This window comes from Pseudomonas sp. ICMP 8385 (assembly GCF_002699915.1).
Classification (GTDB): domain Bacteria; phylum Pseudomonadota; class Gammaproteobacteria; order Pseudomonadales; family Pseudomonadaceae; genus Aquipseudomonas; species Aquipseudomonas gessardii.
In genome coordinates, this window is record NZ_LKBY01000094.1 from 19,293 (window position 1) to 43,410 (window position 24,118).

28 protein-coding genes and 1 pseudogene are annotated in these 24,118 nt (G+C 56.6%); 1 reads left to right on the plus strand and 28 read right to left on the minus strand.

The window, feature by feature from the left end; translation table 11 throughout:
• Positions 1-43: 43 nt before the first annotated feature.
• Positions 44-2,017 carry a putative bifunctional diguanylate cyclase/phosphodiesterase gene (locus AO268_RS12365; RefSeq protein WP_232243874.1) on the minus strand — a complete coding sequence of 658 codons (1,974 nt, stop codon included), beginning with the start codon at positions 2,015-2,017 and terminating at the stop codon, positions 44-46.
• A gap of 184 nt (positions 2,018-2,201) precedes the next feature.
• On the minus strand, positions 2,202-2,576 hold the full coding sequence (locus AO268_RS12370) for a hypothetical protein (RefSeq protein WP_141562810.1): 375 nt from the start codon (positions 2,574-2,576) through the stop codon (positions 2,202-2,204).
• 203 nt (positions 2,577-2,779) lie between these two features.
• Between AO268_RS12370 and AO268_RS33730 the strand changes: the two are divergent.
• Positions 2,780-2,869, plus strand: a pseudogene (locus AO268_RS33730) (TIGR03759 family integrating conjugative element protein); the annotation flags it as partial.
• 738 nt (positions 2,870-3,607) lie between these two features.
• Here AO268_RS33730 and AO268_RS12380 read toward each other — a convergent pair.
• The 26 genes from AO268_RS12380 to AO268_RS12510 form a co-directional block, all read right to left on the minus strand.
• A complete protein-coding gene (locus AO268_RS12380) occupies positions 3,608-3,853 on the minus strand; it encodes a hypothetical protein (protein ID WP_099168906.1) in 246 nt (81 codons plus the stop codon).
• 38 nt (positions 3,854-3,891) lie between these two features.
• Positions 3,892-4,260: a hypothetical protein gene (locus tag AO268_RS12385; protein ID WP_099168840.1), complete on the minus strand. Its 369-nt coding sequence runs from the start codon at positions 4,258-4,260 to the stop codon at positions 3,892-3,894.
• On the minus strand, positions 4,257-4,808 hold the full coding sequence (locus AO268_RS12390; protein ID WP_099168841.1) for a glycoside hydrolase family 19 protein: 552 nt from the start codon (positions 4,806-4,808) through the stop codon (positions 4,257-4,259). The genes AO268_RS12385 and AO268_RS12390 overlap by 4 nt, the downstream gene beginning before the upstream one ends.
• A gap of 736 nt (positions 4,809-5,544) precedes the next feature.
• Entirely contained in the window at positions 5,545-7,530 is a 1,986-nt protein-coding gene (locus tag AO268_RS12400) for a hypothetical protein (RefSeq protein WP_099168843.1), read from the minus strand.
• Positions 7,531-7,606: 76 nt separating this feature from the next.
• Complete coding sequence (gene terL / locus AO268_RS12405) at positions 7,607-9,217, minus strand: phage terminase large subunit (RefSeq protein WP_099168844.1); 1,611 nt, start codon at positions 9,215-9,217, stop codon at positions 7,607-7,609.
• Entirely contained in the window at positions 9,214-9,663 is a 450-nt protein-coding gene (locus AO268_RS12410) for a terminase small subunit (protein WP_092238895.1), read from the minus strand. The genes terL and AO268_RS12410 overlap by 4 nt, the downstream gene beginning before the upstream one ends.
• Positions 9,664-9,879: 216 nt before the next feature.
• Entirely contained in the window at positions 9,880-10,662 is a 783-nt protein-coding gene (locus AO268_RS12415) for a phage tail protein (RefSeq protein WP_092238893.1), read from the minus strand.
• On the minus strand, positions 10,662-11,315 hold the full coding sequence (locus AO268_RS12420; protein WP_170286818.1) for a DUF2612 domain-containing protein: 654 nt from the start codon (positions 11,313-11,315) through the stop codon (positions 10,662-10,664). The genes AO268_RS12415 and AO268_RS12420 overlap by 1 nt, the downstream gene beginning before the upstream one ends.
• A gap of 2 nt (positions 11,316-11,317) precedes the next feature.
• Positions 11,318-12,577 carry a baseplate J/gp47 family protein gene (locus AO268_RS12425; protein WP_099168845.1) on the minus strand — a complete coding sequence of 420 codons (1,260 nt, stop codon included), beginning with the start codon at positions 12,575-12,577 and terminating at the stop codon, positions 11,318-11,320.
• A complete protein-coding gene (locus AO268_RS12430; RefSeq protein ID WP_099168846.1) occupies positions 12,577-12,942 on the minus strand; it encodes a hypothetical protein in 366 nt (121 codons plus the stop codon). The genes AO268_RS12425 and AO268_RS12430 overlap by 1 nt, the downstream gene beginning before the upstream one ends.
• The gene (locus AO268_RS12435; RefSeq protein ID WP_099168847.1) at positions 12,939-13,595 is read right to left on the minus strand and encodes a Gp138 family membrane-puncturing spike protein; all 657 of its coding nucleotides are present in this window, start codon (positions 13,593-13,595) and stop codon (positions 12,939-12,941) included. The genes AO268_RS12430 and AO268_RS12435 overlap by 4 nt, the downstream gene beginning before the upstream one ends.
• The gene (locus AO268_RS12440; protein WP_099168848.1) at positions 13,592-14,542 is read right to left on the minus strand and encodes a baseplate hub protein; all 951 of its coding nucleotides are present in this window, start codon (positions 14,540-14,542) and stop codon (positions 13,592-13,594) included. Before AO268_RS12440 ends, AO268_RS12435 begins: the two co-directional genes overlap by 4 nt.
• Positions 14,535-14,837 (minus strand): phage baseplate plug family protein, encoded by a 303-nt coding sequence (locus AO268_RS12445; protein ID WP_099168849.1) that lies wholly within the window; start codon positions 14,835-14,837, stop codon positions 14,535-14,537. Before AO268_RS12445 ends, AO268_RS12440 begins: the two co-directional genes overlap by 8 nt.
• Positions 14,834-15,454, minus strand: coding sequence for a phage baseplate protein (locus AO268_RS12450; RefSeq protein WP_099168850.1), 621 nt, complete (start codon positions 15,452-15,454; stop codon positions 14,834-14,836). Before AO268_RS12450 ends, AO268_RS12445 begins: the two co-directional genes overlap by 4 nt.
• Positions 15,451-16,992, minus strand: a complete 1,542-nt coding sequence (locus AO268_RS12455) for a phage tail tip lysozyme (RefSeq protein ID WP_099168851.1) — start codon at positions 16,990-16,992, stop codon at positions 15,451-15,453. The genes AO268_RS12450 and AO268_RS12455 overlap by 4 nt, the downstream gene beginning before the upstream one ends.
• 226 nt (positions 16,993-17,218) lie before the next feature.
• Positions 17,219-17,665 (minus strand): phage tail assembly chaperone, encoded by a 447-nt coding sequence (locus AO268_RS12460; protein WP_099168852.1) that lies wholly within the window; start codon positions 17,663-17,665, stop codon positions 17,219-17,221.
• A complete protein-coding gene (locus AO268_RS12465; RefSeq protein WP_092238873.1) occupies positions 17,662-18,066 on the minus strand; it encodes a hypothetical protein in 405 nt (134 codons plus the stop codon). Before AO268_RS12465 ends, AO268_RS12460 begins: the two co-directional genes overlap by 4 nt.
• 13 nt (positions 18,067-18,079) lie before the next feature.
• A complete protein-coding gene (locus AO268_RS12470; RefSeq protein ID WP_099168853.1) occupies positions 18,080-19,210 on the minus strand; it encodes a DUF3383 family protein in 1,131 nt (376 codons plus the stop codon).
• Positions 19,194-19,751 (minus strand): phage neck terminator protein, encoded by a 558-nt coding sequence (locus AO268_RS12475; RefSeq protein WP_099168854.1) that lies wholly within the window; start codon positions 19,749-19,751, stop codon positions 19,194-19,196. The genes AO268_RS12470 and AO268_RS12475 overlap by 17 nt, the downstream gene beginning before the upstream one ends.
• Positions 19,744-20,163 carry a hypothetical protein gene (locus tag AO268_RS12480; protein ID WP_099168855.1) on the minus strand — a complete coding sequence of 140 codons (420 nt, stop codon included), beginning with the start codon at positions 20,161-20,163 and terminating at the stop codon, positions 19,744-19,746. Before AO268_RS12480 ends, AO268_RS12475 begins: the two co-directional genes overlap by 8 nt.
• Positions 20,163-20,660, minus strand: a complete 498-nt coding sequence (locus AO268_RS12485; protein WP_099168856.1) for a hypothetical protein — start codon at positions 20,658-20,660, stop codon at positions 20,163-20,165. Before AO268_RS12485 ends, AO268_RS12480 begins: the two co-directional genes overlap by 1 nt.
• Positions 20,657-21,100, minus strand: coding sequence for a DUF4054 domain-containing protein (locus tag AO268_RS12490; protein ID WP_257154371.1), 444 nt, complete (start codon positions 21,098-21,100; stop codon positions 20,657-20,659). Before AO268_RS12490 ends, AO268_RS12485 begins: the two co-directional genes overlap by 4 nt.
• A gap of 60 nt (positions 21,101-21,160) precedes the next feature.
• Positions 21,161-21,505: a hypothetical protein gene (locus AO268_RS12495; protein ID WP_099168857.1), complete on the minus strand. Its 345-nt coding sequence runs from the start codon at positions 21,503-21,505 to the stop codon at positions 21,161-21,163.
• A gap of 9 nt (positions 21,506-21,514) precedes the next feature.
• Positions 21,515-22,492 (minus strand): major capsid family protein, encoded by a 978-nt coding sequence (locus AO268_RS12500; RefSeq protein ID WP_099168858.1) that lies wholly within the window; start codon positions 22,490-22,492, stop codon positions 21,515-21,517.
• Between the two features lie 12 nt (positions 22,493-22,504).
• On the minus strand, positions 22,505-23,014 hold the full coding sequence (locus AO268_RS12505) for a structural cement protein Gp24 (RefSeq protein ID WP_099168859.1): 510 nt from the start codon (positions 23,012-23,014) through the stop codon (positions 22,505-22,507).
• On the minus strand, positions 23,014-24,117 hold the full coding sequence (locus tag AO268_RS12510; RefSeq protein ID WP_099168860.1) for a DUF2213 domain-containing protein: 1,104 nt from the start codon (positions 24,115-24,117) through the stop codon (positions 23,014-23,016). The genes AO268_RS12505 and AO268_RS12510 overlap by 1 nt, the downstream gene beginning before the upstream one ends.
• Position 24,118 lies beyond the last annotated feature (1 nt).

Genomic DNA, 24,118 nt, shown 5'->3' on the forward strand with positions numbered 1-24,118 from the left:
TTAGCGTCTGATTTACAGGACTGGGACCCGACAGAATGGCCGCTCAGGGAAGGGACGCGGGATGGCTCAGGAACGCTTCGATTTCTGCGTAGGGCATTGGTTTGGCAAAGTAATACCCCTGAAAAATATCGCAGCGACTGCCCTTCAGGAAATCCACCTGAGACGCCGTTTCCACGCCTTCGGCGACCACCGTCAGGCTGAGGTGATGGGCCATGGAAATAATGCCTTGGGTGATCGCGGCATCGTGATTATCGGTGGTGATTTCCTGGATGAACGAGCGGTCAATCTTGATCTTGTCGATGGGCAAACGCTTGAGGTAGCTGAGGCTGGAAAAACCGGTGCCGAAATCATCAAGCGCAATGCGCACCCCCAACATCTTGAGCCGGTGCAAGGTTTCAATTGCCTGTTCAGCGTTATGCAACAGAAGCGACTCGGTGATCTCCAGCTCCAACTGCTCACCACTGAGACCATGTTTCTCCAGGGTGGCCTGGACACACTGGACGAAATTGCCACGCTGAAAATGCATCGGCGAAATATTCACCGCCATCGAGATGCCGGTGATGCCCTGCTCGCCTAACTGACGCAGCTGCGCGCAGGCCGTATCGAGTACCCAAAGGCTCAGCGGGATAATCTGACCACTGTCCTCTGCCACCGGTACAAACACCGCTGGCGAGATAAATCCTTTTTCGGGATGCTCCCAGCGCAGCAACGCTTCGATCCCGACCACCTGTAACGTTCGCGCGTCTATCTGCGGTTGATAATGCAACTTGAACGACTGGGTTTCGATTGCCTTCTGCAGGTCATTGCGCAGGCTCGCGTGCTCGCAAACACGCTGATTGAGATCGCTGGTGTACCACTGAAAATTGTTGCGCCCTTGCTGCTTGGCTTTGTACATGGCCATGTCAGCCTGCTGGATCAGCTGCATCGGCTGCTCGATGTGACCATCGCTCAGGGGGATGCCGACACTTGCACTTACGTGCAGGTCAATGCCCTGGATGCAGTAGGGTCTGGCAATGCTGGCCATCAATCGCTCCGTCACCGGAACGACGTCTTCATCACGAAGCAGGTCCGGCAGCAGAACGATAAATTCGTCACCGCCCATGCGCACGATGGTGTCACCGGGACGAACCTGCTGGGTCATACGCTGCGCCACCTCAATCAGCACCTGATCGCCGAAGTAGTGTCCGATCGAATCGTTGATGGATTTGAATCCATCCAGATCAATGCAAATCACCGCCAGACGACGCTTACGCCGACGACTGATGTGACAATCCAGCATAAGCCGGTCTTCAAGAGAGACACGGTTAAGCAAACCGGTCAGCCGATCATGGCAGGCGTTGAAGCTCAACTGGCGCTCGTAGTGCTTCTGCTCGCTGATGTCCCTGGCAACTCCGAATACCCCGACGATCTCGCCATTGACCATGATCGGCAGGTTGGAAATGTCCATGGTCAACAGCTTGTCGCTCACGTCGCGAACCCGTGCCTCGAAGCGCTGGGGCTCTCCGGTGCTGGCTGCAGAGAAATGCCGACTGACCCGTTGCAGGTCTTCTTCGACCACCAGATTGGCAAAGTGATGACCGATGAAGTCGGTTGCGGTAAGCGGCTTGAGCTTCAGGCCCGCTGGATTCACACTCTGGATGTTGCCGGCCAGATCGAGGGCGAACACCGGGTTTGGGTTATAGGTGAACAAAGAACGAAAACGTTGTTCGCTTTCCTCCAGACGTTGGCCGTCACGTTCATGGCGGATCGCAATGGCTGCCAGTTGGGCCGCGCAGGCCAGTCGCTGAATCTGCGCCTCGTCCGGCGCATGGGCGCGGTTCTGGTACAGGGCAAATGTACCCAACACGCATCCTTGATGGGAGAGCAAAGGCACCGACCAGCAGGAACGCAGGTTATGCCCCAGCGCCAGGCCGCGAAAACGCTCCCAGCTTGGGTCCCGGGGGATGTCTTCGGTGACCACCAGCTCGCGACGGAACGCTGCGGTGCCGCAGGTTCCTTCCTGTGGACCAATGGCCATTCCATGAATGAAATCTCGTGCGGCGGGTATTCATGGTGGTTCCTGAGGACTGCCGAGACCATCGATCTTCAAAGAGTCTGAAAAAGTGGCCGGCCGGGCACAATCCGCTCGCACTCCGGTCGCGCACTTTATAAAGCACCGACCTAACCACAAAAAAGGCTCAGATCCACCATAAGAAACCGTATCAGATTGCTCCCATTCGGCCGGCTTCGCTGTCCTCAAGTCGCGGCAAAATTTCTCGGCCAACTTCTTCCACCACCTGAGCGGCATCGCGTTCGCCGTACTTGAAATTCAAAACCACATGGTTGACACCGGCCGCACTGAGTCCTTCGAGAAACTGCAGGATCACATTGCACCCGGCGCGCAATATCAAGTGAATTGGGCTCGGTGAATGGTCGGGATGTTCGGCCATTTCGATGTAAAGCGACTGCACGAAAGGCTTGAACACACCCGGTGCATAAGCTGTTACCGCTGCCTGCCAGCGTGCGATCATTTCCGCCTGCAATTGAAGACCGCGTGGGTAAGTGATCCAGCCATCGGAATTACGCGCAATCCCCATCGGCTGACCGCTGTCTCGGTCACCAGCGTCGGCAGGTGACTGGCGGGCTTGGGTATCTCACACCGAACATTTCGCCGTAAGGGGATTGCAGGAACTCCACGGCCCGGTTCCCCAATTCCACGACCAACACCAGGCGGCCACCGGACAGGCAATACACTGAGGCCGAAGCCTTGGCCGTGGGCAGCGGGTGGCGCAAGGTGAGTATGGAAGGGCCGCGTGGGATCTACTCTGCTGGTATTGATCCACTTACGGCATTAGGTATTGAGGCATGGTTGGCTGACGAGTGCAGGCGTGACGTAAAACTGTAGATCCAAGCCGAACGATAGCGACTTCGCGCCCCTAAGCCTGCTCGCCGACGTCAGCTGCACACGAAACCTGCTCAATTAATGACCAGCACATTGCAAGCCCTGTATTCCGCAGTGCCTGGGTCATTATCCACAGATATACCCACGCCCTTTGTTGATAGCTTTGACGCCTATACGCGCACTCCTAAGAAAAGCAGAGGCACTCTGCGGCCTGCGCAGCTCCCAATGGCTATTCGATCCTGGTATCTCCAAGAAGACTACCTCTACGCGGGAAGGCTCCGTCGGCCTGACGAGTACAAACCGATGGGTACCCTGTCGATGGCTTGTAAGAGAAGAGCACCTTAGATACTGAAAGCACCAAGAAAGGGCGACAACGTCGTCCTAAAAAACGTGCTAGAGAGCGCCAAAGCTGGCTTCAGCTCTACACGGAAACAATGAGGATTCCACCGAAAGCCAGACGATTTGTGGGAGTAAAACCGATAGAAAATAAAAAGGGGTCGCGAAATAAAATCTCGCAACCCCTTGAATTATATGGTCGGGACGGAGTGATTCGAACACTCGACCCCTAGCACCCCATGCACGCAGTACTTCTGTAACGCATTGTTAAATGGCTGTTTTTATTGGCGCTCGCTGCAATCGAATGCCCACAAGAGCTTGCAAGTGCGTGAGAGAGTCACGCAAATGTCACGTACCCTTCCCCGGCGTCCTGCCGACCGAACACAACCCCTACTGACACGCATCAACCGCAGTTTCCAATTGCCGTTCGTACCCGATCCGTTGCCGACGCTCAGCCAGCAGTGCGCGAACCTTCAGCTCCAGGCTATCGGACTTCTTCAAGCTTGCCGCTGCCCAGGGCGGCACCGACACCTCCTGCATTTTGCAAGGAACCAGCACCGGAACCTCAACTCGCACAGTACGCACCTCTGGCTCGAGAGCCGCACACCCAGACAGGACCAGCAGTAAACAGGCCATGAATAGTTTCTGGAATATTTTGCAGTCAGTTTTGTAGTTCACAGGCCCAACTCCTGATCGATGATCAATGCTGCTGCCTGGGCAGGATCGCCGCCGGTTCGCTCCTGCAATAACCGGTTTGCTGCGGCATAGTCAGGCTTGGCCAACTCTCTGGCGTCGGCCTGAGCTTGAGCCGCGAGCGTCTCCCTCTCCTTTCTAGCCAGGACCAACTCGCCTAGCTTCCTTCCCTGCTCGCCTGCCAGCGCTTCCAGGTTGTCGCGGGCCGACTTGGAGTTGGCAAGATCTGTGTTCATGGCATCAAGCAATGGCCGGTAATGCCGTGACGCCAACCACACCCCGCCAGCGGTGCCCAAGAGCAACAACAGGATCAATGCTAGGCCGACACTGATCAGCTTCGCCTGAGTCATGCCAGCACCTTCAGCGCAGCGTTATAGAAGGAAACGCGCTCGGCCAGGCCGTTGACTCCCCCATTAATTCGCCGCGTGATCATCTCGAACGAACCCGAGTCAGCCAGCTTGTTCAGGTCGCGTGAGTTCCAGAACCAGGCTGCAGACTTCGCCGCCCACTCGGCCTGCTCTAGCAGTTCAGGCGTACGAAGCAGCCGGTCATCACCAAACAGCGCCTTGCTGCATGCCAGGTAGTTGTCGCGCCCAGTGATCTGGATCAGGCCGCGCCCGCGGTACAGCTGCCCGTCACCGTCAGCCTCTGGCGTATTGCCCAGGCGCTTAGCTAGGGTGCCAGTGTCGTACTTGCTCAGGTACTGGTCGCCGCCCAGCTCGCGCACGTACCGGAACTGTCCAGACTCATGCCCGACCTGGGCAATGAAAGCCGCCATGCGCAGCTTGGTGTTGATCTGGTAGCGGTCCATGGCCAGGCTCAGCGCAGATGCAAAAACGCCGGCTTGGCGGCCGGCGTTAGGGAGGATGCGCAGCAACTGCTGCTCGGTGATCGGCATGCTTTTCTCCAGGCAAAAATAAACCCGCTCAATGGCGGGCATTCGTAATCAAGCTATTCAGTAAGCGCTTATCCAATAATCAGCCCTGAAACGTCAGGCGTTTGATTGTAGAATCCGGTCTTTGACCTGAACCTAGAAGCTTGCTCTGGTGAACGAAGCAGCTTCGCAATGGTCACTTTGGACATTGGGGCCATCTGAATGATGGCAGAAGGAGCGACATGAAATTGATTTCAAGAGGTGATCCTGCAAGTGAATGAGCGTTTTTTAAGTATTTTTATCGTTGTAGCAATGGCTACAATCGTCGCAGCGCTCTTAATTCTTACTGACTTGCTCCTACAATATTTGGGGGTTCGGTCTAATGCATGGCCCGATGGATTGTTTATTTTCCTATCGGCTTACGTTTTTTTCTTCGCTGCCTCTCCATTGCAGCACTCAATTAAAAAGAGGCTGCGTAGGGCAAAAAAAGGGAAGGTATCGCAGGATTGCTGACCAGCACCGGCCATCACAGAGAAAGAATCATGACTACTAGAAAACGCCAATCATCGTTCCACATGGTAACTCCTGAGACGCCATCAACTGACCGGAAGCTTATTCGCCTTACAAAGGTGATTATGCTTTCAACCTTCGCGATTTTAATTTGCGCAATGATTGGGTTTTCAATTTTCGGAACGCCGTAACGAAAACGCGCCAAAATCTGGCGCGTCTACTTCCAATCTCCGAAACTACTAACTATGGATTACCTTGACTTAGCGACCGTGAACATAAAGTCACTGTCTTGATATGGGGTAGTCGTCGGCCCACGGAACGCAAACTGGAATTCATTGGCGCTGTTTCTGGTTATGTAGGCAAGACGAACGTCCGCAACAAGACCAATCGGAACCACGTCGGGAACGTAACCATCTGTCGTGCTTGCATATCCATCTGGCGTGGAAATCTTGTACTCGCCAGGATTTATACGCGTTACAAAAGTATTGAATGGTGCGTTCAGGATTACGCCATCACCAGTAGCTGACCCACTTACTGTTGCGCTTGCTGCTGAGTTAAATCCGTTCCCTACAGATACCACCTCATTGGTCGTGCAAGTGTCCCATCCAATAACCCTACAGTTAGCTCCGGCGTCTATAAAAGGCCTAGTTATGCTTGGTACATAATCACCACCACTCACAAAGCCACAGCCCTGAAGGATAAGAGTAAGCGAACCACCGCCCGAAGATCGAAGGCGAATGTTGCAAGTGGTAAAATGAGCGTTAGAAAGTCGATGGAATTGGGTGTTACGGACTATGACCAGTACAGGAGACGTTCCTACGTTGTCCAATTCGAGATCGGCTACACCCGCGTTACTTTCAAAGTACCCCGAACTCATATCTAGACAGGCTAGACCGTTATCTCCCAGTAGGTTTGCCTTGAAGCCAAACGAGCTAGGGCTACCCGGTGTTCCGTTGCCCTCAATGCTGCCACCAGTCCAAGAGTTACCGGCACCCATAAGATCAAAGTAAACGCCAGTAGTACTATTTCCAGTAGCTACGACCTTAGAAAAGATCATCGCATTAGGTAACGTGCCACCCACTACTGATCGCGCTACAACAAGACCTATGTTGTTCTCGCGTGCGTAGAGATTGGTGTACTCGTTACTCAGGCAGTCGCGAATGCTGAAACCAACATCCATGTGCTGAACGGAGATGTTCGACAGGTGATCGTAGCCAAGCGACTTATGATCAATCCCTACACCGATGCGCTCAGCCGGCACCATGCTCCGCGCCTTACCGATAATCGAAAGGTTCCCGAATCGGCTGTACCCCCATCCGCCCTGGCTTCCCGCAGAAATACCGCCTTTGAGTTGAAACCCAAAAGGGACTCCGGGCGCAACCTCAAATATCGTGTTGCCAAGGGAGTTTCCGAGGAATGTCAGGCGCTTAGATGGCTCACCAGTGTGCGGAAAGTCCACCGCTGAATGGTCATACGAGACGGTGGACCCCAGCAGGTACACGCCATCGGCGGCGCTCTTGGTCCCGCCGTCGTCGAATGCCTTTTGGATTTGCGGACTGGAAGAAGTGGCCGATCCATTTCTGGCGCCAAACTGACGGATGTCGACCACATCAACTGTCGCCAACTTCCAGCGGGCTCCATCGGTGGCCACGATCACTGTGCCGCCGTTGTCAGCAGTAGTGGTATCGGTCAGGTCCGCGTAGTAAACACCTCCGCCGCCATCGCCCTTGGCGTAATAGCCAATCACAGTAGCTCGCTGGATGTTTGAGGAGTCCAGCGCCTTAAGAGCAGCAATGCTGTCGACTGCGCGCGCACTATTGATCGCAGATTCATGGGCAGCCAGGGCAGATGCTTCTGCTGCGTCTGCGCTGTCCTGGGCCGCGTTAACAGCATCTTCTGCCGCCTGAGACGAGAGAGCGCGCTTACCGGTGTCCACCGCGACACCACCGACCTTTCTCCATACGACGTAGACCTCATCGTCTTCATCGGACTGCACAAGAAACATGCCGCCCTCAGATGTAGCAGCCAGGCCTGCCGCAACAGTCGTATAGATAGAGGTTGATACGCTGGCCTTATCTTCGATCTCCTTGATAATCAGCTTCAGGTTTTTGATATCACCCGATTCGGTTGGGATTCCGCCTGCATCAATTGCGTCATTATTGAATCGGTAGGTGATGTTGCTGCCGATCTCCGCGCGAACTGTGGCGATCTCAAGACGCTGAGCCTGGTCAGTCATGTCATTTCCTTGGGGCGTGTTTAATGAGCGCAGCCGGGTTCGGCCAACGAAAGTCGGGGCGTGTTAGGGGGTTGGGTTAAAGCCAGTTGCCGGAGAAAAAGTCGCCGCTGTTGTTGATGAGCATGTCCGCGACAGCGTCGAAGATGGTGTCCACCTGGTCGTCGTGGTCGTGACTATCGTCAGCCGTGAAGGCTGATGCTTCCGTGAGAAACGGTGCGACCCAGTCGGTGCTGGCGATCGTTTCGCCGCGGTGATCCTTGACGTGATCAATTTTGCGACCCTGATCATCGAAAATAGCTGGAACGAACACCCGGCCAGATTTGAGCCACGGCACGGCATCCATGCAACGAGTCACCTTATTTGCTGCGGGGCCACGCGGCTGTGGCTCAATGGGGATCGCGCCTTTCTTGCTGATGGTTTGGATTAGCCCGGTACCGGACGATTTATCCTCTACCCTCATGTATCGCAGCGCCGCAGGCCTGAACTGGTCCCAGTCCTTCCACTTCTGCCAGATGCGCAAGGCTTCCGTTTCCAGGTCACCCGCGTCCCATTTACCGCGATGCACATCAATGATGTAGAGGTTTCCGTCAACGCCCAGGCCGCAGTGGCTGAACACAGAGAAGTCGTGCTGCTCACCGGTTTTCTGTGCGGTATCGACGTACACCCCTCGCCAAACCAGAAACGGCAACTGCTCGTAGGTCTTGAACCAGTCGGCATCAATCATGCCGCCGGTGAGAGCTACGGGCTCCTGCTGGTACTGGCTGACCATGGTGTATGGGTCGCGATCCCACAGCGCCATGAGGTCAGTAACGGACTCCTTGGCAGGCCAGTAGGACCAGTACTCAACGCCGCCACGGACGATGGATGGACCTCCGAAAACGTCACGCTCGGCGTGTTCACGGATCTCCGCAGGCAAGCTCGCGATGTAATCCCGCGTTACCAGTGCCGGAACCTTGATGTGCGCGAAGTCCAGACCCATGCCTCCCTTGAGCAGGAATCCAGACACATCGTCCGTGTGCAGGCGTTGCTGGGTGCAGATGACAGGGGTATCTGGTGAGGCCCTTCGACTGCGCAGGGTATTGGTGACAATGCGCTGGGCCTTGGCGCGCATAGTCGCGCTGAACGCACTGTCGGCCTTCTCTGGGTCGTCCAAGTTGACGAACCCTGTAAAGCCCTGGGATATGTAACCGCCACGAACACCGGTGATCTGGCCCCCAGTGGAGCGGCTGAATATCTGGTGTTTGTTGCGGCCGTCCTGGTCGGTGATGATCCAGTTGGCCACATCGGCCTTGCCGAGGTCGCAGGGCCACAAATCCTGATATTCAGAGCTGGTTATTATCGACTTGATGCGGTTTGAGTTCTCTTCGACCAGTGACTTCGAGTAGGAAACACTGAGGTTTCGCGTACGCTCGAACTTGGTCATCACGTAGGCCGGCAGGTGGATAGACCAGTATTCAGTCTTGGTGCCGCCAGGGGGCATGTTGAAAACGACGTTCTTGAGTTGACCAGACAAGACCTGGCGGGCCGTGTGGTCCATGTAGCGGTGGTGCCAGTTACAGAGAAACTTCATTCCTTGGTTGAGTTGAAACCAGACGCGCATGAAGGCAAGCGGCGAGTGTTCGCTTACTAACTTTGCTGCTTGCTTTTCTTCGCTGCTCATTGAATCCCAATCGAGCAGGTCACTCATAGGCGGTCAATAATTGAGTTCATGACCTTTTCAGACACCGTGACCGTGGAAGTGGTCTTGATGTCGCCGCCATTCTTTCCGGTGATTTCAACGATCTTCTTGTCCAGGCCCAACAGCTTTGCCTTGCCCATGGTGGCCGATACCGCCGCAGAGGTTTGCGGTGTTTCAGCGTCGAGCGCTGCCTTGCGCGCCTCTTCCAGCTCAGCAAGGAGCGTGTCCACGGTTATTTCGTGACGCTCCATGACCTTCTTCCTTAATTCTTCGAGCCTGGCTTGAACCTGGGGCTTCTGCAGGGTGTTGTAGCCTTCCCGGCCGATGGTGGCGGTTGCCATATTTTCGGTGTTGTAGGCGATTCGATAGGACTCAGCGGCGTTGGCCGTCTCGACATAGGCAAGACAGAACTTTTCCATCTTGTCGCTGAAGTGGCGCTTGCGCTTACGTTCCATGCTTCACCTACATACTGGTTATCTTCCACTTGTAGCCGGCCCATTGAGGGCGATTGCTACCGGTAAAAGGTGGTGGTTTCATTTCTACGCAGCCGGCCGGCAGAAGCCAGTGGCCCGGGTTTTGAGGGTCTGGGTCTGCCACTGTTTCGCCGACATAGAATTGGTCGGAGTCGGTCTGGTAGACGATCTTTTGTGAATCTCTTGGTTGAGTAGCCATCAGTATCTAATCCAGCAGTTCACGGTTTTGTTTCTTGGGCGCGTTTCAGATCCACCAGTGGTTCCGGTCAAGCCAATGTCATCTATGGAGAAAAGGCTTGCATTGCCCATCCCCCTGTCGATGTCATTCACTCTCAATGGCACGTTGCCATGTGAGTGAGCCTGAACCTCGAAACTCTGGAATGATCCAAAAACCCTGGATGGGTCAACTCCTTTTCCATCGTCAAAGACGCGAAGAAACTCCCCGCGAAAATCAGGAAGTCGAAACTGTAGGGAGCTCTCACCGCCGGTGTTCCAGGTTGTCCCGATTTGATCAAAAAGACGCGGGTAAGAAGCACGAAGTACTACGGCTCCGTTGCACTTCAGCCACCCAGCTGACGGTGGATTGTTGTGAGCCACCGTTTTTAGGTCGCCTGGGTCCGCCCCTGAAAAGAACGATGAGCCGACAAACCTCCAGAACCCGGAAGTGCTTACAGGGTCATTCCCGGTATTCCCCGAGGCAATGCTTTCGTAATAGTTGCCATCTGATGCATAAGTTGGTGCACCAGCGGAATAAACCGCCTGAGGGTGGAACGGCATGACGCCCATCCGCTCCAAGCCCTGCAAAGCAGAGTCAACGCGGTTGTGCCAATAGTTTTCGTGCCCTGCAGGTGGGGCATCCTTGTCTTGTCCGCCCTCCCAGCCAGTGCTGATGCGTACTGACCCAGGGTCTTTGAAGGTGTTCAGGTTGTCTTCTGACTCAACACCTTGCGCCCAGCGCGTATTGAAAGGCTGTCTTGGCATTAGGCTAAATCTCCGGGAAGAGTAAAGTTTCCGTACTCGTAGATGCGCCCTGACGCATGCTCAATTTCGGTGATGTTTACTGGAAGAACGAACACCTGGCCGATTCTTGTGCCCTGCGGCCTCGGGACCAGATCGAAATTTTGGATGAGGTAGAGCGTGGTGTTATCCAGCTGGGTTGCTACGCCAATATCGAACGACTTATCGCCGTTATCTACCAGGGCAGTTACCTTTGTATCGATGATGATTTCCAGCAGCTGGATAATGCTGTCAGCGGTTCCGTCGCTTATGTTTCTGGCAATCTTCGCCTTTATCAGCTTTCGGTAGAGGTCGTTATTCAGCGGGGCATCAAAGGCTTCCCCATCTCCGATATAGGGGGCGATGTTGTAATTGGTATAACTGTCGTTGCCGGCATACCCGAAAACATCAAACTCGGCCCCCCGCAGAATCGGACGGTCAACCCCAACAATTCTCCCTATCACGTCAAGCATTTCGCCCGAGACCGTATCCACGTCATAGCTGCCGTAGATCACATCCAATGGTGCTTCGAGGTGTTGATTTGCGATCTCTGGAGTGATTGTCAGCCACCGAACCATTCGGCTCTTATCGCGATACTCGTTGATGATCCTCGACTCGGCCTTTTCAACATGATTCATTCTCATGGGATCACCGTAACCGCGATATTGTCGGCATCAAAAGTGGCGATCTGCGCGATTGTCGGCTGAATCGGCGTAAGACCCTGGGCGCCGGCGCTTAGGCCAATAGTCAATGAGGTGACGTAGCTATCGCCGTACTTTCCGAGAATCTTGTTCACTGGCGTGTACAGGCGCCCAGGAACTACCTTCTCCCCTATGTCGTAACCGCCCTTGTTGAAGCCGGTGGTGGTTTCGCCGTTGAAAAGGCTTCGCGTTGAGTCTGCGACAATTGCGGCCTTTATCTGGTCTTCTATATCGCTTGGCAGGTCGCCTTCCTTCTGAACGGACAACGCCACGAAGATCGGCAACCCTGTAACTCGCTGAAAGGTCATTACTGCTTTATTGCCGGTAACTGGCGATACAACGTCTACCTTTACTCCATTAGCTCCAGGGGCATCAATCCAGGTGTCGGTCTTTGCACTGTAGCGCGGGAGCATTGGCGTTCCTGGGTTGTGCTTCTGGTACATGGCCAAACCAATATCAGCGTCTGAGCCGCCGTTCACAATCACAGCGATCCCGGTATAGGGAACCCCATCAATGTCGAAAGGCGAGTCGCTGCTGTTCTCCAGGACCTTTACGTCAGTGACGCCAGTGACGCTAGCGATGTTGGCCTCCATGTTGTCCCGCATATTGCTGCCGGCCCTGGAAACTGCATTGGTTCGACGGATTCGAAAGTCTTCATCGCTCTCTGCGTTCTCTCCAGGCGCCGCCTCTCCATTGGTGACGGATGACCAACCACCGATAGGCGTACCAATGATGGTCAGCTCGCCAGGCGAGGCCAAAATCCGGCCAGGGGTAGAGCAGGTAGCAAAACCGGTTCCTGTCTGACTAATGCCAATGACGATAGATGCCGTGGTAAGCCATAGTGTGTTATCGATACGGCTCCTGATCTGAGATCCAGCAGGGATTGGCGACCCTGATTGTCCTGAAAGAGTGATGGGCGCAATCGAGTACGTTGCATCCCGAATGGGAACCCCTGATATCTTGCCGATATCACGCAATGCCTCCCCTGTAGCGCTGTCAGGATCTTTGCTGCGATAAGCGGCGACTACGGCCTCATCCAGGTTTGCCAGTATCTCGGCTTCGATCCCGATGCGCTGCCCGTCCGGACTATCCGCATCGATATTCCATTCGGGATCGATCGCAAGCGTCTTTTCCTTAAGGTCGCCCAGGTACTCATTCAGCGAGCGCCCGGTGATTCCTTGATCTGTTATTTGAGCCATTAGACGATCGCCTGAACAAAATTGATTTCTGCGTTATCGCCTGAAGTACTAACGATTGACGCGGTGACGTTTAGCTCGCGCGTGGCAATGTCCGTGGTGAGACTGAAGGCCGTCATTCCCGCACAACCGGGTGTTAATAGGATGCGCCGGCGAATTACTGACTCCCGAGACGCCAGAGCGGAACCTTTTCCCAGCACGCTGCCAAACCAGTCGGTGCCATCCGTGGTATCGAGGAACCATTCGCCCAAGAAGAACTTGAGGCGGGTCACCACGTTCTGCGCGACTTCCTCGGCGGTGTAGCCGGTCAGGAATTCCTGCGAGCCGAGGGCCAGGTCACCGTCTGCGTCCAGTTTTCGTACCGTCATGGGTTCACTACTCCAGAGTTCCCGCTTCCTGACTGAACACCGTTATGGGTGTGCGTTCTGCCGATGTTCACACCCTGGTTATGGATCGTGGTCGCAGTGGTGACGGCCTGTTCAAAGTTGGCTGGACACTTCACGTTGAGCGAAACGCCGCCAATCTCCAGAGCCTTGTTGTCGTGGATCCAGAAATAAGCTGATCCATCGTTGCTGCGCAGGCGTATGCCATCATTTGAGAAGTCGCTGATCGCTCCGGGGATTGATCGAACTCCCGGGATGAAGTAGGCATCGTTGATCGAGAAGCGCCGAGGCTCTGACTTGACCGCTACACCACCCTGGTCGACCCATGAGTCGATGCACTCTTGCGAGAAGAACAGAACGCCCTCAGTGCCGTTGTCCACCCGGCATTCCAGCGTACCGCCGGCGGCACCCCAGAACTGAACCGGCACATGGATGATTGGCCGGCGGGGCTGTTGCGAGCCAAGGCGGTCTTCCAGCATCAGGCCGATTTGAACCTCGGCCATCTGCGTGTCCGGAGCGAAGCTCAGGACGTGCCCGGGCACGCTGGTGCGCATGTTGTCTTTGAGATACTCACCGAATACCCCGCGCAGCATCTTGGAGTACTCAGCTTGCGTTCTTGAAGAAAGCGGGTCGCTCATCGGGTTGCCCTTTCTGAAATTCCTGCCTGGGCCGCTGCGCTGAGGCGTAGGCAGCTGATCTGGCTTTCCCACTGGTCACCGTGGGAGTCGCCCGCGAACACCAAAGAGTTGACCTTGTAGTAGCCCTCGCCAATGGTGCGCGGCACGTCGTAGAAGAAAGCGCCGGAAAACTCGAAGCGCGGGGCCATGGATTCGAGCTTGATCGTGTCGCCCAGCTTTATCTTGGGATTCAGGGTGTAGCGGATGCCGACTTCGGTATCGCTGACCACCGGAGAGCCGATCATTCCAGTGCCTGCGCTGATTACATAGACCTGATTCGGCAGTGCGAAATCGCGCTTGATGATTTTGATGGCGCCGTTCTCAACCATCCAGTCGAACTGGAATGTTTCAGCCAGGGCATTCATGCAAGCGGTCGGACTCCCCTGAAGAACAGTTCCTCGCGATCTGCGCTTTAGGGTGGAGAAATCACCATAAAATTGGATCTCCGCATCGAACGCAAGTGCACATTCTTCAATTATCTGAACAGGGTCAGTTTCCGGCGAAAGAGTGATGTTGATCAGGTTTTGATCTCGCTCTTTTGCCGAAGACTTACAGAAGAAGCGGATACCCTTGGTCGCGCCGTCGTCCTCAAGATGACGCTGCACGTTGACGATCTGTCCGACAAACACCGCGCCAAATAGGTTGTCATAGCCCGCTTCCAAGGAAATGAACTCATAGCGCTTGGTGATCCCTCCGCCGATCATCTGCCGCTCAGCGTAGGGTGACACGTTGAAGATGGTGATCTCGGCAACACTAAAGGCGCCGCCCGCGAAGTGGGTCGCCTGAAAGGTAATGCGTAGGCCGTCCCCAGCCGGATCGGCAGCGTTCGGATGCATTTCGTACGTGCGCGATCCAGTATCGCGCCCAACCTTTAGCCTGTAGCGGCGCAGAAAGATTTCATCATTCATCGGACCACACCAGAATGTTGTCGATTCCCAGGTTTTCCGGGGTCGGTAGGTCGCCCTCCAGTGTGAGGGAGCCATAGTCAATTTCGGGCGGCGGGTACAAGCCGGCGAGCAGATCGACATCCGGCAGAAGGTAGCGGCCAGCGGTTAGGGTTGCGCCAAGGGAGTTCAGGATGTTCACGCGGAACACCTCGTTCCTGGTCATCCACTGCATCTCAATGGTCAGAGTGTTCTTTCCCAGGCGAGCGCTAAGAGTCTGCGCCGGCAGGGCCTGGATGGTTACCTTGTATCGGCTCATTGGATAACCTCAATGGCGGCGTCACCGGTGTGAACCATCGGGGCGCCCTGAGTTGCGACCGGGTCGTTTTTCAGCAGTTGCTCGGCGGATGTCACTCCCTGCCCGAGACTCACAGCGCCACGACGAGCCTCTTCAAACTCGATAATGAATATCAGGCCGTCTTCATTTTCCGGAACTGTCCTCTGATCAAGGCGTACCACCATTAGCTCTTCGAAATGGTCAAATTCCGTAATAAGCTCGACTGGCATGCGATTCTTCAGCATCGCCGTCAAGGCCTTCCATGCTGTACCAGCTCGGGTCTCATCACTACCAGACAACAGGTAGGCCGACACGGCGCTGATCGCTGCCCCACCAACCCCGCCGACTGCCGTAGCAATGGCGCCCGCACCCATCATGCCAACGTCATTCAGCCCAAGCCCGAGCGGGGTGTTTGAGATAGCCCCGGTCAACAAATATCGATCAGGCAAAATAATGGCGTGCTCATTCATGGGGGCGCCGAACTCGACCGGATAACGCGTCATCTGAATGGCTTTACTGGTGACCCCTTCGAGCTTGGCGTCAAATTCAATCACGCCGATTGCCGGCAATGACTTACTAAAAATACTCATCAGGCTCATAGTTCTGGGCTCTTGAAGTCCTGCATGGTCTGCTCGGTCATCTGACCCATCTGCTCGTTGAGCACCTGCTTGACCTTCTCTGTGTCGGCGCCATTGATGTGGTACACGCGGTTGTCGGTGTAGCCCGCCGCGCTTGCACCGCGCCTGGACGCCTCGCCCGCAGCATCTGCAGGCCGCTCGTACTCTCGAGAAACGATCGAGGCGGCATCGTAGGCGCTGGTTGCGGCGCGCAGCTTGTTGCCGGCCGATTTCTCGTTACCGCGGGTGAGTTCGTGATTAATGAACTCAAGCTGCTCGGCGCCAGTAGAATTGCGAATGTCCTTGCCATACTGCTTGGCGAACTCAGCCTGTCGGTCTGGGTGCCACTGAGCCAGGCCATAGGCTTGACCGCCATCGCCAGAGGCATTTGCCTTGAAGGCGCTTTCTGCCTCGATGTTGGCGGCAATCCCCTCGGCCTGGTCCTGAGTCCACCCTTTCGCCATGAAGTAGTCCACGACTGCGCCAACCGCCTCTCCACCGCCCTTCTTCAGGCGGTTGTTGAGTAGTTCCGTGTCTTCGCCACTGTTCAGGCTGCTGGAGTAAATAAGAGCGGCAGCGCCGCCTGCTGCCACGCCGAGCATAGATGCTCCCGCGCCGGCTGCCGCAGCGCCACCCGCAGCACCTGCACCTGCTGCTCCCAGGCCAACCACGGCACGCAGCGCGGCCAGACCTTTCAGCGCTCCAGCGCCACCCATGAGGATCAGCGCCGCAGAGACCAGTTCGATATTGTCGGCCAGCCCCCCAAAGAACTCCTTCAGGCCAGAATCGATCAAATCCTTGTTGTCTCGGTAGAAGGCCACGAAGTCTTCGGCCATTTCCGCCAAAGCCGGGGTAAGCTCGCCGGCGATGGTGTTGCCCATGTCGGTGAATACCTGGTCAAGCTCGCTGGTGGCGTGTGTGAGCCTGGCTGCGTCCTCGATCTGCTTCTGCGTCATAAGGGCAAGCTTGCCGCGCGAGTCCAGCTGCTTCTCCACCTCATCCCGGCCGCGCATCAGCAGGCGAACGGTAGAGTCGTCCAGCCCCAGGGCCTGGCCTGCCAGTCGCTGGTTGAGCGAGCTCATGTGCTCGAACTCGCCTGCAATACCCGCCAGGGCGTCCGCTGTGTTCTGTGCGCCGATGATCACGTCAGGGTTAAGCCCGAGCTTGGCCACGTCGCCAAACCACCCTGTATCACCGGTGATCGGCGATGCCATCAGGTCTTGAATCTTCTTCATTGCAGAAAAGGCATCAGAGGCGCTGCCGCCCTGGGCCTTCAATGCCTGGCCGAGGGATTGCACGTTTTGAGTGCTCAGCCCGGTCAGCTTGTTGAAGTTGTTCAGCTCTGTGCCGGCCTGCTTGAAATCGCCCACTACCTTGTCGATTGCCAGCTTCCCGGCAAACACAGCGCCAAGCTGTAGGGCTGATTTGGTCAGACCGCCAAACGCTGCGTCAGCTTTCTGGAATGATTTTTCGTCGACCTTCATGCCGAGCGCGATGAGAAACGATTCCAAGACCTTCACGGGCTGGCTCCTTGAAAAACAAAAGCCCCGCGAGTGCAGGGCTATTTCGGTCGATTGGATTCAGCCAGGTGACGGGCGTAGATCATTTCGTCCATGACGAGGTTGGCCCGCTTAACCCATCCAAGCGAATGGGTGCCGTCTGTGAGCTGGCTATAGGTGCATAGCGGCGGGCAAAGCCCAGGTATACCAACGCACGGGCGCCATAGCTCCCAATCGACAGCCGGGTTTAGGCGCTCTCCTGACTCGAATCCGGCGCCTCGGCTGAAGCGGTAGATTTCTGGAAGGGGGTCAGGAGTCCGGAAAAATCCTCGAAGGCGTTCCCGAGAGCCAGAACCACAATGGTGAAGTAGGTCTTCAGGCGCCCGGAAAAGTCCTCCATGGTCAGCGGCGTTTGGCTGCCTTCCTTGAACAGCTTGCCCAGCATGGAGTCGCAGACGAAGTTGAAATCGTCCTCTGGCATGCGCGAAAGCATTGCACCAACGATTCCACCGGCGACGATGAACGAAGAGGCGCTACCCAGTTCGGCCAGGGCCAGGCCCTTGATCATTGGCTCTACGCCGTATTTCCCCAGGCGGAACAGAACTGCACGCTGCTTCTCGGCGCTGGGCATACCGAAACGGTAGGTCACCCCGTCATGCTCAATGGTCCGGATATAGGATTCAGCCTGACTCATACAATCACGCCTTTGTTGAACTCCATGACGAAGGTGGCGTCATTCATGCCGGGGCCGCCGCGTGCCATCGACTTACCGCGGGTAATTACGCCCTCGGAGAACACAGCTCCCTCCAGGCCTGCAATTGAGGCATAGGAGCCTGACATCTCGGTTCGAGCCAAGATAAGCGCCTGCATGGCCAGGGCCTGAGGGCTGCCTGGCATAAGGTTGGCGGTCACGCGAAGGCCAGGGTTTTTACGATGGAACCGCACAGCGTTCCCGCCCAGGCCTCGACTCAGGTTTGCCTGATCGTCGATCACCTCAACGGTGAATGGCGGATCAGTGCGGCCCCAGTCATCCAGCACGCCGACGCCAGTGATGACCATGATTGTGTTTTCTACGGAAAGATCAGCTACAGACATGGGTCAGAGCTCCTTATTCAACGTTGGCGGTCAGGTCGACAGCATGGATAGCGCCAGCGCGGAAGATGCGCATGCGGATTGGTGCGGAGTCACGATTGGCGCGCTCAGAATCAGAAATCCGAAGAATTTCCTCCGCTTTGGTGAGCATCTCGTAGCCGCGGCTGATTTTTTCTTCACCGGTTTCGTCATCGGTGAAGATCCGTTCGCCCAGATAGCCGTTGTCGATGAATACCTCGCCGACCTGAGAGCCTGCGTTGATAAGCACCTGCTGGCCTGGCGGGGTCTGACGCAGCTTCGTGGGCACCTTAGTGAGGGCGCTGTACAGCGCCACACGCTCGAAGTTTACGAAGGCGTCAAGGTTGAACACGTCGTCGATGTACTCGCCGAAGGTGGAGGTGGTCTTGGAGTTGATGATCCGCCCCATGTCCTTCTCGCCACCGGTCTCGACAACCGTGTAGAAGATCGCGCCCTTCGACTTCATGGTGCTGTAGGCGGTAGGCGTCAGGCTTTCGGCGTCGATGCCCGGAAGTTTTTTGAATTCACCGGTGATGGTCGAGTTGGCCGCATTGAAATTCACTCGACTGAACACGGCCGCCAGCTCGAAGCCAGCATAGGGCTCGGTAGCGTGGCTCAAGATGAGCATGCGGCGAGAGCCCTGCACGAATGCCTTGCTGACGATGTCGGTAGTTACAGACGGGTCTCGAACGGTTGCCTGGTTGGTGGTGAAGGCAAAGAACTTGCTTGCGGCATCGCCAGCAGACGCCAGGGCCAAAACATCTGCATCCACGGCACGGATAGAGGTTTCGAACTCGTACCAGTAGAACCAGATGCCCTTGCTGATCGCGTCATTCAGCGACTCGACAGGGGTGTCTTCCTCGATGCGCAGGTAGATGCGCAGAGTTTTCGGTTTTGGAATAGCCGAGAACCATGCCAGTGCGGCCGCGTACGGATCAGAAGCAATATTGAAGTCTTCCGCTACCTGGGCCGGCGTGCCGTAGTCACGGTAGGTGCCGGTCACAAATGTCGCATCGCTCGATGAATCGAAGTCCGCAAACACCATGCCAGCGCCGAAGTTGGAAGTCCCAAGCCCGGCCGAGTTGATCAGGACGTTGATGTTGATGATGTCTTCAGCCGGATAAGCCATTTACTTCCCCTTGCGCGACAGCGCCAGATTGTTCGGTTTGCACGGAGAAGCCCGCGCGATAGATCCGCTGCACGCGGTCTTCGGCGATGGATTCGCCATACAGGTAGAGGGTGAGCTGGGATCGCTCTTCCATGGCGGCCTGATATAGGCCGGTCAGGTTGTTGATTGGTGACACGCGGGACCAGCCAAGCTTTGCAGCGCGCAGGATGGTCTTCACCGGCTCCCGCTTGTTTGCCTCGCACAGGGACGCGGCATACATCAAGGCGCCGGCCCGGTAAAAGTTGATGCTGAACCCCAGCGTGAACTGGGTAGCCACCTTCGCGATGATGTCCTTGTACTGAGGGTCATCCTGGGCCGGCACGTTGGTTTGCGAGTTGAGCGCTTGGCCGAATTGCTCAGGGTTTTGCAGTCGTACGGCGCAATAACTGCCCGATGGCGCAGCGGTGTTGTTGTCCGCGAGGATCACCTTGTCGGCCGGCAGGCCAGTAACAGCCACGACAATCCGGCAAACCGCCTTGGATAGCGCTTTGGAGTCAAGCATCTGTGTGCGCCTCCAGACTGGCTATCTCGGCAGGGTCAAGCTTGGCCACCACGGCCCGGCAGAAGTTGTGCCAAGGCCTAAAGTCTCGGTTGACCGCCTTCCACCAGGTAACAGGCTTATCGGGCGTCTCGGCAAAGATCAGGATGTCGGACAGCTTCCCTTCGGTTGAGAGCTCTATACCAAGACCATCGTTACGATGGATCACGCGGAAGTCATCTATCCGCTCGGCACCGATCTGTAAAAACTGGATCTCTACATCTCCGACAGGCTGAACGTTGGCGTCAAAAGTGTCCGTGTAGGTGATAGCCAGTACCGGTTCAAAGTCCACAATTGCGCTGGAATACCGGTTGAGCACCACGCCCTTGTGGGTGATGAATGGCCCGCTGACGTGACCGCGCATGTTGAGGCCCATTACAAACCCTCTTCGAGTGGTTCCGTGCTCTCGTCGATGACGTAGCGGATGGATTGGCGAAGAGCCCCCGTATCAATCAGCGGGCTGCTTGAGCCCTTTCTGTCGATGGTGGACTGAGCGTTTGGCGGCGTATCCAAGTCGGTGATTTCTTGCTTTACATGCCCTTCGGCCAAGTTACCCATCTGTTCAAGCAGGGTCGTCATGGCCATAGACCCGGAAAGCACCTTGGGAATCATTATCTCGGCGAGTCGCTGGTACTGCGGCGCGCCCTTTGTGATTGCAGGCTCAAGGAAAGGTCGAGCCGGTATATGACCGTCAGCCGATCCGAAGTTGTTCACTGCGGCGATGGTAGCGATGGTCAGACCGTCTTCGTATGAGCCGGCGCCTTCTGGCACCCCGACCAATACGCGGGTCTGGCCTTCAAGTCGCTTGGCGAGCTGCTTCAGTGCTTGTTCAACCTGCTGCGTCCCGACCATGCTTATGGTTGGCTCGATCATACGCAGATGGCTCCCATGCCGGCTCGAGAGCGCAGGTGCAGGTACTCGACACCGTATGGAGTCAGGGCCAGGGCCGCTTCCCATGTCGTCAGCGAGTCGTTCGCGCCTGGAATGGCGTAGGACACCGACTCATCACGGACGCTCTTGCTGGACTGGGCGTAGGGCGTTGAGGCGCTGCCGTCTGCCGAGGTGGCATCAGTCGCCAGTTTGTTCCAGGTCAGGTAATGCGCTGCGAGGGCGAACCAGCCTCGCTGGAGGAATGAGTAGGGCTTGTAATCCCCCCAACCAGCACAGCCACAGCCGCCAAACTCGCCGCGTGCGATGTACAGCGCCCGGGTGATGGAAGCATCAGGCCAGGCGGTGACATCAGAAAATTCAGGGTAAAACGCTCGGAAGTCCGCAATGATCGCCGGCGTCACTTCAATTGTCAGTTCAGCCACGGGTCAGACTCCAGAATGAAACAGCCCCGCACTGGGCGGGGCTATTAGGCTTTGCTCAGATCACTCTTTGACAGGGATCTGTTTTTTCAGCACTTCGACTTCAGCCAGCAGCGCCTCTTTATCACTGCCAGCGGTAGCCAGCTGACCACGGAGGGTTTCGACTTCAGCCGTCAGCGCCGCGATCTGGTCGGCACCATCATCCATGAGCAACGGCGCGCCGGAGACCAGAATGCCGTGGTCTTCCCACAAGGATCCCTCGGCGAACTCAGCCTGCTCTGGGGTGGTGCGCTCACCAACCCCCACAGTGCTGCCATCGCCCAGGATCACCGGGTTCTTGCTGACGTTGGTCCAGACAACGAGGTCCGCCGAAGCGGCCTCGCCTGTTTTGCCTTGTTTGCGAGCCATATGGCCTCCTTAAACGCCGTCGACGTACAGGTGGGACATCGGGACACGCAGCTCGGTACCAGCCGTGCGCACTACGCCAGCCGCTTCGAACTTCAGGCCGCCATGCGATGGGATCGGCGCGTTCAGGGTGAACGGCATCGGCAGGTGGAACTTGGCGAACTGGGCGTTCTTGGTGTAGACCATCATGCGATTGACGCCGCCCACGCCGGCGGTGGCCGCCTGCAGGATTGGCTCGATGGTGATCTTCAGCACGCGCTCCAGGTAGCTGATCAACGTTTCCGCAGTGTTCGGGATACGGAAGGTGTTCAGCAGGCCGTATTCGATCAGTGGCAACAGAATGTGCGTTGGGCGGAAAACCGAATTGGTCTGGGTGCCATACACACGCAGGATCGCGTTGTTAAGCAGGGTCAGGATTTCGTTTGCCGCAGTCTCGCCGCCGGGCGCCAGAATCTGGGCGATGGTTTTGTTCGCGCCGCCCAGCAAGGTGCCAGTGGCCACGACTGGAACGCCCGGGTACTTCAGCAAGCCACCGGTGGCCAGGGAAGGCCAGCGAGCGTCACCGGTCATCGCAACGCGGTCCAGCCATTGCTCGGTCAGGGTGCGAGTGGCGATTGGCTTCTCGGCCAGGTAGTTGATGGCGCCGCCGAAACCGACGGTGTTCGCCATTTCCTGGGCCTTGCCGACTTCGATCTGGCTGTATGCGTAGCCCAGACCAGCCTGGACCACATCTACACCGCCGACCTTGGCCGCGATCTCGGCCAGAGGGAAGTCGTGCGAGGTATCACCGATTGGAGCCGGCTCACCCTTGTAGTCGAGCACCTTGAACGCGATCGACTCAACGTAGTCAGGCGCCGAGGTGTCCACGGTCAGGATCGAAGGGTATTTGATTTCTGGGTAAGGCTGGCGCAGGACTTCCTGTTCAACGTAGGTCAGTTGACCAATCAGGAAGCCCAGTTGCGCCTGGGGGGAAGCGTCGAAAGTCTTCATTCGATCTGATCCTTAAGCGGCGATGGTGGTGGTGACGTCGGACTTGACCTGTACCAGCGCCAACTCACCCGCCGCCGCGGTGGTCTTGAATACGCAACCCGGCAGCAAATGATTGCCTGCGGTGGAAGCGTTGGTCAGCTCGCCAGTCAAAGGCACGGCGTAGACCTGGGCACCCTTGGTTGCACCGGCCAGGGTCTTGACCCAGATACGGCCAGTGCTGAGCAAGCTGACTTCTTCGTTCAGGCGATAGCCGCCAACTGCGTTACCGCTGTCGGAGACTTGGCCGGTCATGTAGCTGCCGCTCACTCCCACAGGCTTACGCACGGAGATGCCCAGGAAGAAACCAGCACCAGCAGCAGGCAACGCGCCTTGCTTGTCGACAGCGGCGGACATCACAGCGCGCGCAAATGGAATGGCAACCGAGGCCACAGCGGTGGTTACATCCGCCATGCTCAGGTCATTGATCTGGCCTTCGTAGGCCTTACCGGCGTACTGGCCGAAGGTATCAATTGCAGTAGCCATTACTTGCCACCTCGCAGGAACGTGTTGTAAGCGTCAGTGCCGTCAGTGGTTGGCTTCAGGCCGCGCGAGGCTGCGTCCTTGGCGAACTGCTTCAGGCTGTCGTTGACTTTCGATTTTTCGTCATCGTCGTCATCCTTCTCGTCCGCTTCATCAGCGGCGGCATCGAATGCGGCGGTCACGTACGCTTCGGACTTCGAGGCCCAATCGCGAGTCGGCTTGAGTTGGGCCATCGCGGCACGCTTGATCTCCAGGGGGGAGACCAGGCCTTTGGCGTCGAAGGACTTCACGACCTTGGATGCCAGTGCGATAGTGTCGAGAGTTGCTTTCACTCGCAGGCCGATAGCGGCGTCGGAAGTTTCCTTCTTGGCCTCTTCCAGCTTCTCTTCGGCTTCGTCCTTGGTGGCTTCAGCTTTATCTGCGCGTTCCGCTTCTTCATCCGCGAACTTTTGCAAGGCTGCCACGGCGTCTTCGACTACCGTTGCTGCCTCTTCGTCCAGGATGATCGAGCGGCTTTTCTTGGAGTCCAGAAAGACTTTCCGGGTCGCCATATGGGTAATACCTTTCGGTTTGTGATCAAAAATGCGGGCGACCTTTCCGGCCCGCGCTGCTGCTACAACGGCGTTGTGATTGATTTGGATGTCACGCTGCTCGTATTCGTAGGCGCTGCCGTCGGGGGCGATGCCAGGGGCTTCCACGTATTCAGCGAGGTAGCCTGGGGATAGTTCGGCCTTACCGGACTGGATGTCGTCGATGGCCGATTGATCCTTGATGATCATGTCCACCACCAGGTTGTCGCCGTCACGCTCAACACCGCGCACATGACCTACCGACACTTCCTTGAAGGTGGTCGAGTCGACCAAGTCGTCCGGGTGGTCGTTGGTCACGTCCTTGTCGAGGTAGGTAGCCATCGACTCAGGCTTGAACACTTCTTCCGGCGACCGGTAGACGTTCACGATTCGCTCGGGGCCGTCCAGATCCAGCTCGCTCGACAGGTACTGATAAACCCCTGTGCGGGCCGCTACGCCCTTCACGCAAAGGAATCCTTCAGGCGTGAGTGTTCGCGACGTAGGCTTGAAGGCCTCATCGATGGTCATTCTTTGCATT